Source organism: Pseudomonas sp. NBRC 111143 (genome assembly GCF_001320965.1).
GTDB lineage: Bacteria > Pseudomonadota > Gammaproteobacteria > Pseudomonadales > Pseudomonadaceae > Aquipseudomonas > Aquipseudomonas machongensis.
In genome coordinates this window covers 78,680-93,693 of sequence record NZ_BCBT01000007.1, presented here as the reverse complement: position 1 = coordinate 93,693, position 15,014 = coordinate 78,680, and the positions used below count along the sequence as shown (strand labels likewise).

Below are 15,014 nucleotides of genomic sequence, written 5' to 3'. Positions count from 1 at the left end.
CAAGGGGCCGTTCGTCCGGCTTCAGGCGGAGTTGGCGTTTGCCCCGGTAAACCCGCTCAGAGCGCGCTGCATCGGGTATCCTCGCCAGCCTCTGTCCAGGAATGCCCCCATGACCAAGACTATCCACATCGCCGCCGCCCTGCTCATCGACCCGGCGGGCCGTACCCTGCTGGTACGCAAGCGCGGGACCCAGGCCTTCATGCAACCGGGTGGCAAGATCGATGCCGGTGAAACGCCGGTCCAGGCGCTGGTGCGCGAGCTGCACGAAGAGCTGGGCGTGCGCATCGACCCCGAGCAGGCCGTGCACCTTGGCCGTTTCAGCGCGCCGGCGGCCAACGAGCCGGGTTTTGAAGTACAGGCCGAGCTGTTTCGCGTCGAGTGCGCCGAGGCGGTGATCCCCGCCGCGGAAATCGAGGAAGTGCACTGGCTGGCGGCCGATCAGGCGCCAACCCTGGCACTGGCACCCTTGACCCGCGACCTGATCCTGCCGCTGTGGCGTGAAGGCATCAGCGCACCGCGCTGACACCGTCGAGGGTGGCGAACGAGGTATCCTTGGCGGTCAGCAGGAAATCACGCATATACGGCGCATCGAGCATGTCGGTGCGCACTGCGGCATAGAGCGTGGCGAACAGGCCTTTTTCGCCCAGGCGCTTGCCCTTCACGTAGCCACGCGAGCTGTACTCGTGCAATGCCCAGTGCGGCATGCCGCACACCCCGCGACCGCTGGCGACCAGCTGCATCATCATCACTGTCAGCTCCGAGGTGCGCACCGCAGCCGGTTCGATATCGGCCGGCTCGAGGAAGCGGGTGAAGATATCCAGGCGATCACGCTCCACCGGGTAGGTGATGAGGGTCTGATCGGCCAGGTCGTCCGGAACGATGTAGGGCTTGCTCGCCAGCGCGTGCTGGTTGGCCACCGCAAGCATGGCTTCGTAGGTGAACAGCGGCACGTAGGTGATGCCAGCCAGGTCCAGCGGGTCGGAGGTCACCACCAGGTCGAGATCGCCCCGGGCCAGTGCAGGCAAGGGGGCGAAGGCAAAGCCCGAGGCCAGGTCCAGCTCGACTTCCGGCCAGGCATCGCGGAACTGGTCGATGGTTGGCATCAGCCACTGGAAGCAGCTGTGGCACTCGATGGCCATGTGCAGGCGGCCCGCGGTGCCGCCGGCGAGACGGGCGATGTCGCGTTCGGCGCCACGCAGCAGCGGCAGGGTGGCGTCGGCCAGTTGCAGCAGGCGCAGGCCGGCACTGGTGAAGCGGATCGGCTTGGTCTTGCGCACGAACAGTTGCATCCCCAGGCGCTCTTCCAGCTCCTTGAACTGGTGCGACAGCGCCGACTGGGTCAGGTGCAGGCGCTCGGCGGCCTCCACCAGGCTGTCGGCTTCGCGCAGGGCATGAAGGGTTTTCAGGTGACGGATTTCCAGCACTTGCAACTCCGGGAGAAACACTTGGTAAAAGATCGATTGGGTTGAGTTTCTCTCATGTTGGTGTGTCTGTCGACAGCACCCTGCAGATGACCGTTCGGCGACATTAATCAAACTGTCACGCAACTGTGGCAGCGCCACCGAAGGGATTTCATCAGACTCGCGCTCTACTGGGGATTTGCATTCTGGTGTTTCCTTCCATGCGGGTTTTTCTGATCTTCTTTCTTTTGTTGTGCGGGGCGCCGACAGGTTTCGCCGCCGGCCGGTGCGATGCCCATGTGCCGGTGCAGCGAGCCGAGCTGGGTGAGTTGAGCCTGGTCTACCAGAGCGTCGGTGCGCCGGGGGATCCGGCACTGCTGCTGGTCATGGGCCTGGGCGGCCAATTGATCCACTGGCCGGATGATGTGGTCGAGGCCTTGTGTCGCCAAGGTTTTCGGGTCATCCGGTATGACAACCGCGATGTCGGCCTGTCGCGCTGGAACCAGGCGCCGGCTTCGGCCAACCTCACCGTCGAGTTGCTGCGCTACAAGCTTGGCCTGCCAGTGGCGGCGCCCTACAGCCTGACTGACATGGCTGGTGACGGTCTGCACCTGATGGATGAGCTCGGGATCGAGCAGTTCCATGTATTGGGGGTCAGCATGGGCGGGATGATAGCCCAGCACCTGGCAGCCATGGCGCCGCAGCGTGTGCGCAGCCTGACACTGGTCATGTCCAGCTCCGGTGCCGAAGGCTTGCCGGCGCCGAATCCTGCGTTGGTGCAGTTGCTGGCGCGGCGCAGTGCTCCGAGCCGTGAAGTGGCGCTGGAGCAGCAGGCCGACCTGCTGGCGGCTTTGGGCAGCCCGACGGTGCACGATGATCGCGCGGTGCTGTTGCAGCAGGCGGCGTTGGCCTATGACCGGGCGTTCAACCCGGAGGGGGTCAAGCGCCAGATCATGGCGATCCTGGCGGAGCCGAGCCGGGTGGCGCTGCTCAACCAGTTGCGTGTGCCTACGCTGGTCGTGCATGGCACGGCCGACCCGCTGCTCCCGGTGATGCATGGGGTGCACCTGGCGGCGCACATCCAGGGCAGCCAGTTGCGCTTGATTCCAGGGTTGGCGCACCGCTTCCAGGAGCCGTTCAAGGCGCCGTTGCTGGCGGCGGTGCTGCCCTACCTGAAGGCGCATCGTCAGGATGCGACGCACCTGGCAGGGCTTTGAGTCGGGTGGCGCTGAGCCCTGTCAGCCCAACCCGTACTTCTTCACCTTGTCGAACAACGTCGTCTTGGCCATACCCAGCTCCTGGCTGGCCTGGCTGAGGTTGCCGCCAGTGCGCTGCAAGGCATCACTGAGCAGGTTGCGTTCGAACGCTTCCACCGCCTCGGCAAAGCCCAGCCCCTGGCTTGCACTGCCACCGGCCTTCTTGAACGCCGGCAAGCCCAGCGCATAGCGCTCGGCGACGTTGCGCAGCTCGCGCACATTGCCCGGCCAGTCATGAGCCATGAGCCGCGACAATGTCTGGCTGTCCAGCTCGGGAACTTCGCGGTCGAAGCGCAGCGCCGATTGCTGCAGGAAATGCTCGAACAACTGCAGTACGTCCTCGCGGCGTTCGCGCAACGGCGGCAACTCGAGCGTAACCACGTTGAGGCGATAGTACAGGTCGCTGCGGAACTGTCCGGCCTGGCCCATGGCGTCCAGGTCCGACTTGGTGGCAGCGATCACCCGGCAGTCCACCGGGATGCTCTGGTTCGAGCCCAGGCGCTCGAGAGTGCGCTCCTGCAAGACGCGCAGCAGCTTGATCTGCAGGTTGATCGGCATGCTCTCGACTTCATCGAGGAACAGTGTCCCGCCATTGGCATGCTCGATCTTGCCGATCCGCCGTTTGCCCGCGCCGGTGAACGCGTTGGCTTCATGGCCGAAGATTTCGCTCTCGAACAGATTTTCCGGCAGGCCGCCGCAGTTCAAGGCCACGAAGGGGGCTGTCTGGCGCCGGCTGAAATCGTGCAGGCAACGGGCGACCAGTTCCTTGCCCGTGCCGGTCTCGCCTTCGATCAGTACGTTGGCCGAGGTGTCGGCGACGTTGGCGATCAGTTCGCGCAGGTTCTGCATGGCAGGCGAGCGGCCGATGATCCGTCCTTCCAGCGAGCTGTGACCGGCCAGTTGCCTGCGCAGGGCGACCACTTCGCGCGACAGGCCGCGTTGCTCCAGCGCCCGGCGTACCACATCCACCAGTCGCTCTGGCGAGAACGGCTTCTCCATGAAGTCGTAGGCGCCGTTGCGCATGGCGCCGACGGCCATGTCGATGTCGCCGTGGCCGGTGATCAGCACCACCGGCAGGCTGCGGTCGCGGGCCTTGAGGCGATTGAGCAGCTCCAGGCCGTCGATGCCCGGCAGGCGAATGTCGCTGACGACGATCCCGGCGAAATCGTCACCGATCCGCTCCAGGGCCTGTTCGGCGCTGCCGACGCCTTCGCAAGCGATATCCTCGAGCGCCAGCGCCTGCTGGCAACCGAGCAGCACGTGGGGGTCGTCTTCGACGATCAGGACAGTCAAGGGTGCTTGGTTCATGGGGACCCTTCGTTCATGGGGCATCGGCCGAGTCTGTGGGGGAGGTGACCAGGGGCAGGGTGAGTATGAAGGCTGTACCGCCGCCAGCGGGGTGCTCGACGCTCAAGGTGCCCTTGGCGGCTGTGGCGAGGCTGGCCGACAAGGTCAGGCCCAGGCCCAGCCCATGCTCGCCTGGTTTGGTGGTGAAGAACGGTTCGAACAGGTGCTTGCGGGCCTCGATGTCAATGCCGTGGCCGTTGTCGCGAACCCGCAGGCGGTATCTGTCGCCTGCCAGTTCGCCCTCCAGCCACAGCTGTGGTTGGGGTTGGGCGGTCATGGCGTCGAGGGCGTTGCCAAGCAGGTTGACCAGGATCTGTTCCAGGCGCGTCTGGTCGATCGCCAGCGGCTGGTCATCGAATTGGCGATGCAATTGCAGGTTGCACGCGCCGATGCGGTTGCCGAGCACCTGCAGGGAGGCCTCCACCGCCTTGCCCAGCGAGGCACGGCCGCTGTCCTCGCCACGCCGGGCGAAGGAGCGCAGGCTGGCGGTGATGCGCCCCATGCGGTCGATCAGGTCGTTCATGGTGCGCAGGTTGGTGCTGGCGGTCTCGAAGGCTCCGCGTTCGAGGAAGCGCACGGTATTGCCCGACAGGGTACGCAGTGCCGCCAGCGGCTGGTTCAGCTCATGGGCGATGCTGGTCGACATCTGCCCGATGGCCGCCAGCTTGCCGGCCTGGACCAACTCGTCCTGGGCATGGCGCAGGGTCTGCTCGGCGTGACGTCGTTCGCGGATCTGCCCCTTGAGTCGTTCGTTGCTGGCACGCAGGTCGGCGGTACGTTCGGTGATCCGCCGCTCCAGCATGCTATTGGCTTCTTCCAGGGCTTCGCGGGCAGCCAGGCGCGTGGCGATCACCTTGCGCCGCTCGTTCCAGGCGATGCCGAGGATTGCCAGCAGGGCGAAGGCAACGCCGACCAGGATGCCCTGGACCATCGACTCGCGATGCAGATCCTGCAGCGGGGTGAGCAGGGTGAAGTGCCAGGGGGTGTCAGCCAGGCGCCGGGTCTGGGCCAGGTAGGCGACTTCACGCACTTTGCTCTGGGCGGTTTCGCTGTTGGCCGGGAAGGTCAGTTTTTCTACACCATCGCCCAGCGTCTCGCGGGCCAGCGGTTGCAGTTCGTTGAGTGGCCACCAGTAGTATTGCAGGCTGCGCGCCAGCTCTTCCTTGATCTGCGGGGTCAGCGGGCGCACCGACTTCAACCGCCGGGCGGGGTCGCTGGACAGGATGATGATGCCGTTCTCGTCGCTGACGAATGCTTCGAGGCGGGCGCGTTGCCAGCGCTCTTCCAGGGTGTCCAGGCGGACCTTGATCACCGCGACGCCGATGATCTTGCCATGCTCTTCCAGGCCATGGGCCAGATAGTAGCCGGCTTCCCCGGTGGTGCTGCCGATGCCATAGAAGCGCCCAGGCTGTCCGCGCACGGCGTCCTGGAAATAGGCGCGGAAGGCCAGGTCTTCCCCCAGGAAGGAGTCGGCGTCGCGCCAGTTGCTGGTGGCCTGCACCCGGCCGCTGGTGTCCAGGACGTAGATCGCCCGGCTGCGGCTGCGGCGGTTCAGGCCTTCGAGGTATTCGTTGACGACCTGCCGCGAGCCGCCGTCAGGTTCGGCGAGCAGTTGCGAGACGCTGTCTTCGAGCTCCAGCAGACTCGGCAGGTAGGTGTACTTGCTGATTTCGCTTTCGACCGTGCGCGCGTGCAGCTCGAGCTGGCGCTCGCCGTTCTCGCTCAGGGCGCGGATGCCGTTGTTTTCGCTGATCATGTAGCCGACCAGGCCCAGACCGACCATCAGCAGGACGATCAGTGGTGGGAGGAACAGTTGGCGGATCAGGCGGGATTTCACGGCAGGCTTGGCAGGGCGAAGTAGCGAAGGATCGCATTTCATCACAGTGGCCTTGTCACGACCAGCGTCCGCTGCCCTGGCAGGCAGCGGACACCGGGATCATCAGTGCTGCAGGATCTTGCTGAGGAAGTGCTGGGTGCGTTCGTGGCGACCTTCGGGTTTGCCGAAGAAGTCTTCCTTCTGGCAGTCCTCGATGATGTTGCCCTTGTCCATGAAGATCACCCGGTTGGCGACCTTGCGGGCGAAGCCCATTTCGTGGGTCACGCACATCATGGTCATGCCCTCATGGGCGAGCTCTACCATCACGTCCAGTACTTCGTTGACCATTTCCGGGTCCAGTGCCGAGGTCGGTTCGTCGAACAGCATGACGATCGGGTCCATCGACAGGGCGCGGGCGATCGCCACGCGCTGCTGCTGGCCGCCGGAGAGCTGGCCGGGGTGCTTCTTGGCATGGGCGCCGAGGCCTACGCGGTCGAGCAAGGCCAGGCCTTTCTTGGTGGCTTCCGCCTCGCTGCGGCCGAGCACCTTGCGCTGGGCGATGGTCAGGTTTTCGGTGATCGACAGGTGCGGGAACAGCTCGAAGTGCTGGAATACCATGCCCACCCGTGAACGCAGTTTGGGCAGGTTGGTCTTCGGATCGGCGATCGAAGTGCCGTCGACCACGATGTCGCCCTTCTGGAACGGCTCCAGCGCGTTGACGCACTTGATCAGGGTGGACTTGCCCGAGCCGGATGGGCCGCAGACCACCACCACTTCACCTTTCTTGACCTCGGTGGTGCAATCGGTCAGCACCTGGAAGTCCCCGTACCACTTGTTGACGTTCTTGATGGAAATCATACGGCGATCCTTTTTTGCAGACGCTTGACCAACCAGGAAGCGGAGAAACTGATGAGGAAGTACACGACGCCGGCAAAGATCAGGAACTCGTGGGAGCGCCCGATGATGTCGCCGTTGGAGCGTGCCGAGTTGAGGAAGTCCACCAGGCCCACGGTGTAGACCAGCGAGGTGTCCTGGAACAGGATGATGCTCTGCTGCAGCAGCAGCGGGGTCATCTTGCGGAACGCCTGGGGCAGGATGATCAGGCGCATGCACTGGCCGTAGGTCATGCCCAGTGCCTGCGCGGCGCCCATCTGGCCCTTGGAGATCGACTGCACGCCGGCACGCACGATTTCGCAGAAGTAGGCCGCCTCGAACATCATGAAGGCCACGACGCAGGAGGTGAACGCGCCGATCGGGGTGTCTTCGCCGGTAATCCAGCGCAGCACGAAGGGCACGGCCAGGTAGAACCAGGTGATCACCAGCAGCAGCGGGATGGAGCGGAAGTAGTTGACGTAGGCGCCGGCGATATTGGCCAGCAGCTTGCTCGACGACAACCGCATCAGCGCCAGGACGGTCCCCAGCGCGATACCACCGACCACACCCATGACCATCAGTTGCAAGGTCATGACCATGCCGTCCCACAGGGCGGGCAGGGCAGGGATGATTTCGCTGAAATCCATGTCCATTACTTACCTCCCACGGAAATCAGGCCAGGTACGGCAACTTTCTTCTCGACCATGCGCATCAGCAGCATCAGGCCCATGTTCAGGGTGAAGTAGATCAGCGTGGCCAGGGTGAAGGCCTCGAACAGGTTGGCGGAGAACTCGGCGGTCTGCTTGGTCTGGGCCAGCAGCTCCATCAAGCCGATCAGCGACGCCACCGAGGAGTTCTTGAACACGTTCAGGAATTCGGAGGTGAGCGGCGGAATGATGATCCGGTAGGCCTGTGGCAGCAGCACGTTCATGTAGATCTGCGGCAGGCTGAAGCCCATCGCGCGCCCGGCAGACTCCTGTCCGCGGGGCAGGGCCTGGATACCGGTGCGCACTTGTTCGCAGACACGCGCGGCGGTGAACAGGCCAAGGCAGATGATCACGCTGATCAGTGCCGAGGTGGTCGGGTTGAGGTCCTGCTTGAACCACTCCTGCAGGCCCTCCGGAAGCAGGTCCGGTACCAGGAAGTACCAGATGAACAGCTGCACCAGCAGCGGTACGTTGCGGAACAGTTCCACGTAGGCGGTGGCGATGCCTGATACCAGACGGTTCGGCACGGTGCGCATCACGCCAAGCAGCGATCCCAGCAGCAAGGCGATGATCCAGGCGCAGATGGCGATGGCGATGGTCCAGCCCAGACCGGTGACGTACCAGTCCAGATAGATTTCGCTGCCCACGCCAGTGGACTTGAAGAACACGCCCCAGTCCCAGTTGTAATTCATCGGGATTTCCCCTCAGACGGTTGTTTCACGGGCACCTTTGAACTTCCAAGAGCGCTGGGCGCCCTCGGAAGTAAAGGTTAGACACTTATGCGTGGCCCGTCGGTTGGATTCGTGCTTGGTGGAGCACACGGGCCATTTCAGCAGGGGATCAGGACTTGGTTTCGTCCGCAGCCTTGTCGGTAGGCTCTGCGATCAGCTTCTTCAGCTCTTCGCTCATCGGGAACTGCAGGTTCAGGCCTTTCGGTGGGATTGGTTGCTGGAACCACTTGTCGTAGCTCTTCTGCACTGCGCCCGACTTGTAGTAGGCGACGATGGCGTCATCGACCGCTTTCTTGAACTGCGCATCGTCCTTGCGCACCATGCAGCCGTAGATTTCGTACGATTGCGGGGTGCCGGTGATGACCCAGTCGGTCGGTTTCTTGGCCTTGGCCATTTCACCGGCCAGCAGGGCGTCGTCCATCATGAAGGCTACGGCGCGGCCGCTTTCGAGCATGTTGAAGGCTTCACCGTGGTCCTTGGCGGAAATCACGTTCATCTTCATCTGCTTGTCGGCGTTCATCGCCTTGAGCAGGCGCTCGGAGGTGGTGCCGGCGGTGGTCACGACGTTCTTGCCGGCCAGGTCCGGGAAGTCTTTGTAGGAGGGCTGACCGTCCTTGACCTTGGTCAGCAGACGGGTGCCGACTTCGAAGATGCCGACCGAGAAGCCGACTTGCTGCTGGCGCTCGACGTTGTTGGTGGTGGAGCCGCACTCCAGGTCGACGGTGCCGTTCTGCACCAGCGGGATGCGGGTCTGGGAGGTGACGAGGTTGTACTTGACCTTGATGTCGGTGCCCAGTTGCTTCTTCAGGGCTTCGACCACAGCCAGCTGGACGTCGTGGGAGTAGCCCACGGGTGTAGTGCTGCCTGCCAGGTAGGAAAACGGAATGGAGGAGTCACGGTGGCCCAGGGTGATGGTGCCGGAATCCTTGATCTTCTTCAGGGTGCCGGTCAGCTCTTCGGCCATGACCGGCGAAGCGATGACGGCGGCGGCGATTGCAGCGCCCAGCAATTGACGAACGATACGCATCAAATTTTCCTCGACGTTTGTTTTTTTTATGGAGCCGTTGGCGGACTCTTCGTTCAACGAACACAACAAGAAGCGGTGTGCGTTCGGCTACCAAGTGTAGAGCATGACTCGTGCCAAGCTCCGACATTCATCATAACGCCGCGAATTTCCTGGGAATTAATCTTTTCTGACGAATTATTTCCAAGGGTGGGCGTGCGGGTTTCCGAATGACTGGTCTGGCGGCGTTCGGAAATCCGAATGGGTGGGTGCCGGGTGTCATGACCCTAGTGGTCAGGGTGAAAAGGGCACGTCACTGCAGGTTCAGCGAAATAAGAGCGCGCGTTCATACGCGCTTGGCCGACCTGGATATTGAAGAAGAATGCGAGGTGATCGACGAGTGGACGCTCGACCTGCGCAGCAGGGCCCTGAAGGGTTTGCGCGCCTGCAAGGCAAGGGACGGGCTGGTGTTGCGCCAGCCCGTGAATGACTCAGGCCGCGCGGACTCGCGCCCGGTTCGAGGCGGCCTGCTGCAGGTAGTCGGCCAGGGCCTGTTGCTCGGCAGCATTGGTGAACAGGCCCAGTTTGGTGCGGCGCCAGAGAATATCGTCCACGCTGACGGCCCATTCTGCAGCGCACAGGTAATCCACCTCGCGGCTGAACAAACCACCACCGATCGACTGACCAAGGTCATCCGGCCCTTGTACACCCTCAAGCAGGCGCCAGACACGACTGCCGTAAGTCAGCACCCAGCGCTTGGCGATGTCCACCGGCAGCCAGCCGTGGCGCGCCAGAACGGCATCGACCAGGGCCTGCACGCTGGTCATGCCTTCGCCCCCTGGCAATGGCGCGCTGGCAGTCCAGCTGCCGCGCATCTGGGAGAAGAAAGGCTTGAGTTCGGCCATCGCTGATTCTGCCAGCTTGCGGTAGGTGGTCAGCTTGCCGCCGAACACCGAAAGCAGGGGCGCCTGCCCCTCGCTGGCGGACAACGCCAGGGTGTAGTCGCGGGTGACGGCAGAAGGGTTGTCCGACTCGTCGTTGCACAGCGGGCGTACGCCGGAGTAGGTGTGCTGGATGTCGGCGCGTGACAATTGATGATTGAAATGTTCATTGACCACCTTGAGCAGGTAGTCGGTTTCCGCGTCGGTGATCGCCACCTTGGCCGGGTCGCCGCTGTATTCACGGTCGGTGGTGCCGATCAGGGTGAAGCGGTCCAGATAAGGGATGCAGAAGACGATGCGCTGATCTTCGTTCTGCAGGATGTAGGCGTGTTCGCCTTCGTACAGCCGCGGCACGATGAGATGGCTGCCTTGGATCAGGCGAATGCCGTAGGGCGCATCGAGCTTGAGGTCGTCCTTGATGAAGCTTGCCACCCAAGGACCGGCGGCATTGACCAGGGCGCGGGCGCGAATGGTCTGCAGGCTGCCGTCGGCATGCTGCAGTTCGACCTGCCACAGGCCATCGACGCGCTCGGCGCGCAGGCAGCGCGTACGGGTGTGCAGGTGGGCGCCTTTTTCACGTGCGGCCATGGCGTTGAGCACCACCAGGCGAGCGTCATCGACTGCGCAATCGGCGTATTCGAAGCCGCGGGTGATCGTCGGCTTGAGCGGATAGCCCGCACCGAAACGCAAGCTGCGCGAACCGCCCAGGCGCTTGCGCTTGCCCAGATGATCGTAGAGGAACAGGCCAGCGCGAATCATCCAGGCCGGACGCAGGTGGGGACGATGTGGCAACACGAAGCGCATGGGCTTGACGATGTGCGGCGCCTTGGCCAGCAGCACTTCGCGCTCGGCCAGGGCTTCACGTACCAGGCGGAATTCGTAGTGTTCCAGGTAGCGCAGGCCACCATGGATCAGCTTGCTGCTCGCCGAGGAGGTGTGCTGGGCAAGGTCGTCCTTCTCGCACAGGAAGACCTTCAGGCCACGCCCGGCAGCATCGGCGGCGATACCGACGCCATTGATGCCACCGCCGATCACGGCGAGGTCATAGCAGTCGGCGAGGGGCGGCTGGGGCTGGACGGGCTGGGACACGGGCAAGGCCTCCTGAGGGCGGTTCACAGCGAATGTGAACATCTATGTTCGTTTCCGAAAATAGTAGCGCAACAAAAAGACCATCGCCAGTCGCTGATCATAGAAAATACTGATCAGATGGCAATAAAGTGAACATTATTGAACATTTTATGGCGCTGTCTCACCGGCGGCTCGCCACCGGTGATGTTCAGCGCTGCGCGCTCAGACCACGTCCAGGCGGATCTTGTACTGGTTCAGCAACTGCGTGAGCGTGGGGGTGGGATGCTGATCGGTCACCAGACAGTCGATCAGGTTGATCGAGCCCAGGCGCACCATGGCGTTGCGCCCGAACTTGCTGGAGTCTGCGGCGAGGATGACCTGTCGGGCATTGGCGATGATGGCCTGGGATACCCGTACTTCCTGGTAGTCGAAGTCCAACAGGCTGCCGTCTTCATCGATGCCACTGATGCCGACCAGGGCGAAATCGACCTTGAACTGGCTGATGAAGTCGACGCTGGCCTGCCCCACGACACCGCCGTCACGGCGAACCGTACCGCCTGCCACCAGGACTTCGAAGTCATCCTTGGCACCGAGGATCGACGCCACGTGCAGGTTGTTGGTGATGACCTTCAGGTGGCTGTGGTTGAGCAGGGCCCGGGCGATGGATTCGGTGGTGGTACCGATATTGATGAACAGCGAGGCGTGATCGGGGATCTGCCGTGCGACGGCCTCGGCGATGCGCTGTTTCTCGTCGCGCATCTGGTCGGCGCGCATGGCGTAGGCGGTGTTCTCGACGCTCGAGTCATAGGCGGCACCACCATGATAGCGGCGCAACAGGTTGACCTCGGCGAGCTGGTTGATGTCACGACGGATGGTCTGGGGCGTGACGACGAACAACTGCGCCATTTCCTCGATACTGACGTAGCCGCGTTCGCGCACCAGTTCGAGGATTTGTTGTTGGCGAGGGGGCAGATTCATGGGCGGTCCTTTGGGGCTGCCGGACAAATGCTGCAATGATGCCGTAGGAAGGGGATGACGACCAGTAGACTGTCGTCGCTAGCCCGAGGCCGGTGCTTCTGTGGAAGCGGCCTTGCGCCGTGATCGGGCGCGCAAGGCCGTTGCTGAACGGGATTGGGTTGGGCTGATGAAGTCAGCCTTCGTGATCTTCCCAATCGCGGGTGCGCTCGATGGCTTTCTTCCAGCCCGCGTACAGCTTTTCTTTCTGCGTATCATCCAGTTGCGGGCTGAATTCGCGTTCGATGATCGCCTTGTCACGCAACTCGTCGAGGCTGCTCCAGAAGCCACAGGCCAGGCCAGCCAGGTAGGCGGCGCCGAGGGCGGTGGTTTCGCGCATTTTCGGACGCTCCACGCAGGTGCCGAGAATGTCGGCCTGGAACTGCATGAGGAAGTTGTTGGCCACCGCACCGCCATCAACCCGCAGCTCCGAGAGTCGCTGGCCGCAGTCGTGCTGCATGGCGTCGAGCACATCGCGGGTCTGGTAGGCGATCGATTCCAGGGCGGCACGGATGATGTGGTCGACCTTGACGCCTCGGGTGAGGCCGAACAGGGCGCCGCGTGCGTACGGATCCCAGTAGGGTGCGCCGAGGCCGGTGAAGGCCGGTACCAGGTAGACGCCATTGCTGTCCTTCACCTTGCTGGCGAAGTACTCGGTGTCGAGCGCGTCGTTGACGATCTTCAGCTCGTCGCGCAGCCACTGGACCGTTGAACCACCGTTGAAAACTGCGCCTTCCAGGGCATAGGCCACTTCGCCGCGAGGGCCGCAGGCGATGGTGGTGAGCAGGCCGTGAGACGAGGTGACGGCCTTGTCGCCGGTGTTCATCAGCAGGAAGCAGCCGGTGCCATAGGTGTTCTTGGCCTGGCCCGGCTCCACGCACATCTGGCCGAACAGCGCCGACTGCTGGTCGCCGGCGATACCGGCGATGGCGATACCGCTCTTGGTGTGGCCGTAGACCTCCGAGGACGGGCGCACCTGGGGCAGCATCTGCCGCGGGAGGCCGAGAATGTCCAGCAGCTTGTCATCCCATTGCAGGGTGTGAATGTTGAACATCAGCGTGCGCGAGGCGTTGGTGTAGTCGGTGACGTGCACCTTGCCGCCAGAGAATTTCCAGATCAGCCAGCTGTCGACGGTGCCGAACAACAGTTCGCCACGTTCGGCGCGCTCGCGGGCACCTTCGACGTTGTCGAGGATCCACTTGAGCTTGGTGCCGGAGAAGTACGGGTCGGTGACCAGGCCGGTGGTTTCGCGGATGTACTGTTCGTGGCCGTCACGCTTGAGCTGGGCGCAGATCTCGGTGCTGCGACGGCACTGCCAGACGATGGCGTTGTATACCGGGCGACCGGTTTCCTTGTCCCACACCACGGTGGTTTCACGCTGGTTGGTGATACCGATCGCCGCCACCTGGGCGTGGCTCAGACCTGCCTGCGCCAGGGCCTCGACCATGGTCGCGCTCTGCGTGGCGAAGATCTCCATCGGATCGTGTTCGACCCAGCCGGCCTGCGGATAGTGTTGGGCGAACTCGCGCTGGGAGGTGCCGACCACATTGGCGTCGCGGTCGAAGATGATCGCCCGCGAACTCGTGGTGCCCTGGTCCAGGGCGATGATGTAGTTCTTATCCTGGGTGTCTGTCATGGTCGTTGCCTTGCACGAAAAGGGAGTGAGTCAGAGCGCGCGGGCGAGATCCCGCACCGCCAGTCTCAGGAAGTTTGAGTATCGCCCTGGGTAGCAGCATCTGTCTTTGGGTTTGCGGCGTCGGCCGTCGGCAGGTTGCGGGCGATCAGGACTCGATAGCCCGCGGCCCCCAGGCACGCGCCAAGGATCGGTGCGAACACCGGAACCAGGAAGTAGGGAATGTCCCGTCCACCAGTGAAGGCAATTTCGCCCCAACCCGCCAGGAATGTCATGAGTTTGGGCCCGAAATCCCGGGCCGGGTTCATCGCAAAGCCGGTGAGCGGCCCCATGGCGCTACCGATCACCGCAATCAGCAGGCCGATCAGCAGCGGTGCGGTGGCGCCACGCGGCAGGCCGTTATTGTCATCGGTGAGGGCCATGATCACGGCCATGAGGATTGCTGTGATCACCACTTCGACCAGAAATGCCTGGCCGATGGATAGCGATGGATGCGCATAGGTGGAGAACACCGACGCCAGCTCGAGGCTGGCCTGGCTGCCCCTGACCATGCCGTGCGCCTGTTCGAAATCGAAGAAAAGCGTGCTGTACAGGGTGTAGACCAGTGCCGCACCGCAGAAGGCGCCACAGATCTGGGCGAGCATATAGAAAGGCAGCTTGCGCCTGTCGAAACCGGCGAACAGGGTGAGCGCAATGCTGACTGCCGGGTTCAGGTGCGCGCCGGAAACGCCGGCGCTGAGGTAGATCGCCATGCTGACGCCGACGCCCCAGATGATGCTGATTTCCCAGAGTCCGAAGCTGGCACCCGCGACCTTGAGAGCGGCCACGCAACCGGTACCGAAGAAGATGAGCAACGCAGTACCCAGGAACTCGGCCATGCACTGGCCGGAAAGCGTTGGTTGTCGTAGAGCTGTCGTCATGTAGGACCTTCGGTTCTTGTTGTTCTGAGGCGCAGGACGCCCGGCTGTCGACGCCGGTTGTCCATCCCCATGAACGACCGGCGAGTGTACGAATGTGCACTGTTTATGTGCGTGTTTTCTTCAGAAACGAAAAAATATAGACAAGAAACGCTGATGTCAAAGGTCGAAAGTGAACCATCGGCCACATTCTGACCCGCGAACATGATCCTGCCTGCACAGGTCCGGTGCACGCCCCGACGTGCGCTGGCTGGCCTCCGGGATTTACCCTAAAGTAGCCGGCACGCCGTCATCGACTGGAGCTGTAC

The 15,014-nt window shown here is 63.1% G+C and carries 13 protein-coding genes; 2 read left to right on the top strand and 11 right to left on the bottom strand.

From position 1 onward, the window contains the following. Positions 1 to 109 precede the first annotated feature (109 nt). On the top strand, positions 110 to 523 hold the full coding sequence (locus APH44_RS06130) for an NUDIX domain-containing protein (RefSeq protein ID WP_054891811.1): 414 nt from the start codon (positions 110 to 112) through the stop codon (positions 521 to 523). Here the strand turns inward: APH44_RS06130 and metR are convergent. Next, the gene (metR, locus tag APH44_RS06125; RefSeq protein WP_054891810.1) at positions 507 to 1,424 is read right to left on the bottom strand and encodes a transcriptional regulator MetR; all 918 of its coding nucleotides are present in this window, start codon (positions 1,422 to 1,424) and stop codon (positions 507 to 509) included. The two genes, APH44_RS06130 and metR, sit on opposite strands and share 17 nt — an antisense overlap. A 197-nt stretch (positions 1,425 to 1,621) precedes the next feature. Between metR and APH44_RS06120 the strand changes: the two genes are divergently transcribed. After that, positions 1,622 to 2,617 (top strand): alpha/beta fold hydrolase, encoded by a 996-nt coding sequence (locus APH44_RS06120; RefSeq protein ID WP_054891809.1) that lies wholly within the window; start codon positions 1,622 to 1,624, stop codon positions 2,615 to 2,617. A 21-nt stretch (positions 2,618 to 2,638) separates the two neighbouring features. Here the strand turns inward: APH44_RS06120 and APH44_RS06115 are convergent, their stop codons facing one another. The 10 genes from APH44_RS06115 to APH44_RS06070 form a co-directional block, all read right to left on the bottom strand. Then, complete coding sequence (locus APH44_RS06115; RefSeq protein ID WP_054891808.1) at positions 2,639 to 3,964, bottom strand: sigma-54 dependent transcriptional regulator; 1,326 nt, start codon at positions 3,962 to 3,964, stop codon at positions 2,639 to 2,641. 13 nt (positions 3,965 to 3,977) lie between these two features. Next, entirely contained in the window at positions 3,978 to 5,882 is a 1,905-nt protein-coding gene (locus APH44_RS06110; RefSeq protein WP_054891807.1) for an ATP-binding protein, read from the bottom strand. 60 nt (positions 5,883 to 5,942) lie between these two features. Further along, on the bottom strand, positions 5,943 to 6,677 hold the full coding sequence (locus APH44_RS06105; RefSeq protein ID WP_054891806.1) for an amino acid ABC transporter ATP-binding protein: 735 nt from the start codon (positions 6,675 to 6,677) through the stop codon (positions 5,943 to 5,945). Then, positions 6,674 to 7,345 carry an amino acid ABC transporter permease gene (locus tag APH44_RS06100; RefSeq protein WP_054891805.1) on the bottom strand — a complete coding sequence of 224 codons (672 nt, stop codon included), beginning with the start codon at positions 7,343 to 7,345 and terminating at the stop codon, positions 6,674 to 6,676. The genes APH44_RS06105 and APH44_RS06100 overlap by 4 nt, the downstream gene beginning before the upstream one ends. Continuing rightward, positions 7,345 to 8,091 (bottom strand): amino acid ABC transporter permease, encoded by a 747-nt coding sequence (locus APH44_RS06095; protein WP_054891804.1) that lies wholly within the window; start codon positions 8,089 to 8,091, stop codon positions 7,345 to 7,347. The genes APH44_RS06100 and APH44_RS06095 overlap by 1 nt, the downstream gene beginning before the upstream one ends. A gap of 148 nt (positions 8,092 to 8,239) precedes the next feature. Further along, on the bottom strand, positions 8,240 to 9,157 hold the full coding sequence (locus APH44_RS06090; protein WP_054891803.1) for a glutamate/aspartate ABC transporter substrate-binding protein: 918 nt from the start codon (positions 9,155 to 9,157) through the stop codon (positions 8,240 to 8,242). 467 nt (positions 9,158 to 9,624) lie between these two features. Then, a complete protein-coding gene (glpD, locus tag APH44_RS06085) occupies positions 9,625 to 11,163 on the bottom strand; it encodes a glycerol-3-phosphate dehydrogenase (RefSeq protein WP_054891863.1) in 1,539 nt (512 codons plus the stop codon). 201 nt (positions 11,164 to 11,364) lie between these two features. Then, entirely contained in the window at positions 11,365 to 12,120 is a 756-nt protein-coding gene (gene glpR / locus APH44_RS06080) for a DNA-binding transcriptional repressor GlpR (protein ID WP_054891802.1), read from the bottom strand. A gap of 172 nt (positions 12,121 to 12,292) precedes the next feature. Beyond that, on the bottom strand, positions 12,293 to 13,792 hold the full coding sequence (glpK, locus tag APH44_RS06075) for a glycerol kinase GlpK (protein ID WP_054891801.1): 1,500 nt from the start codon (positions 13,790 to 13,792) through the stop codon (positions 12,293 to 12,295). A gap of 65 nt (positions 13,793 to 13,857) precedes the next feature. Beyond that, positions 13,858 to 14,709, bottom strand: coding sequence for an MIP/aquaporin family protein (locus APH44_RS06070; RefSeq protein WP_054891800.1), 852 nt, complete (start codon positions 14,707 to 14,709; stop codon positions 13,858 to 13,860). Positions 14,710 to 15,014 lie beyond the last annotated feature (305 nt).

What these genes read in the sequence shown, in the direction of transcription:
- APH44_RS06130 (WP_054891811.1), top strand. Translation starts at nt 110, where the DNA reads ATGACCAAGACTATCCACATCGCCGCCGCCCTGCTCATCGACCCGGCG.
- APH44_RS06120 (WP_054891809.1), top strand. Translation starts at nt 1,622, where the DNA reads ATGCGGGTTTTTCTGATCTTCTTTCTTTTGTTGTGCGGGGCGCCGACA.
- APH44_RS06115 (WP_054891808.1), bottom strand. Translation starts at nt 3,964, where the DNA reads ATGAACCAAGCACCCTTGACTGTCCTGATCGTCGAAGACGACCCCCAC.
- APH44_RS06110 (WP_054891807.1), bottom strand. Translation starts at nt 5,882, where the DNA reads ATGAAATGCGATCCTTCGCTACTTCGCCCTGCCAAGCCTGCCGTGAAA.
- APH44_RS06105 (WP_054891806.1), bottom strand. Translation starts at nt 6,677, where the DNA reads ATGATTTCCATCAAGAACGTCAACAAGTGGTACGGGGACTTCCAGGTG.
- APH44_RS06100 (WP_054891805.1), bottom strand. Translation starts at nt 7,345, where the DNA reads ATGGACATGGATTTCAGCGAAATCATCCCTGCCCTGCCCGCCCTGTGG.
- APH44_RS06095 (WP_054891804.1), bottom strand. Translation starts at nt 8,091, where the DNA reads ATGAATTACAACTGGGACTGGGGCGTGTTCTTCAAGTCCACTGGCGTG.
- APH44_RS06090 (WP_054891803.1), bottom strand. Translation starts at nt 9,157, where the DNA reads ATGCGTATCGTTCGTCAATTGCTGGGCGCTGCAATCGCCGCCGCCGTC.
- glpR (WP_054891802.1), bottom strand. Translation starts at nt 12,120, where the DNA reads ATGAATCTGCCCCCTCGCCAACAACAAATCCTCGAACTGGTGCGCGAA.
- glpK (WP_054891801.1), bottom strand. Translation starts at nt 13,792, where the DNA reads ATGACAGACACCCAGGATAAGAACTACATCATCGCCCTGGACCAGGGC.
- APH44_RS06070 (WP_054891800.1), bottom strand. Translation starts at nt 14,709, where the DNA reads ATGACGACAGCTCTACGACAACCAACGCTTTCCGGCCAGTGCATGGCC.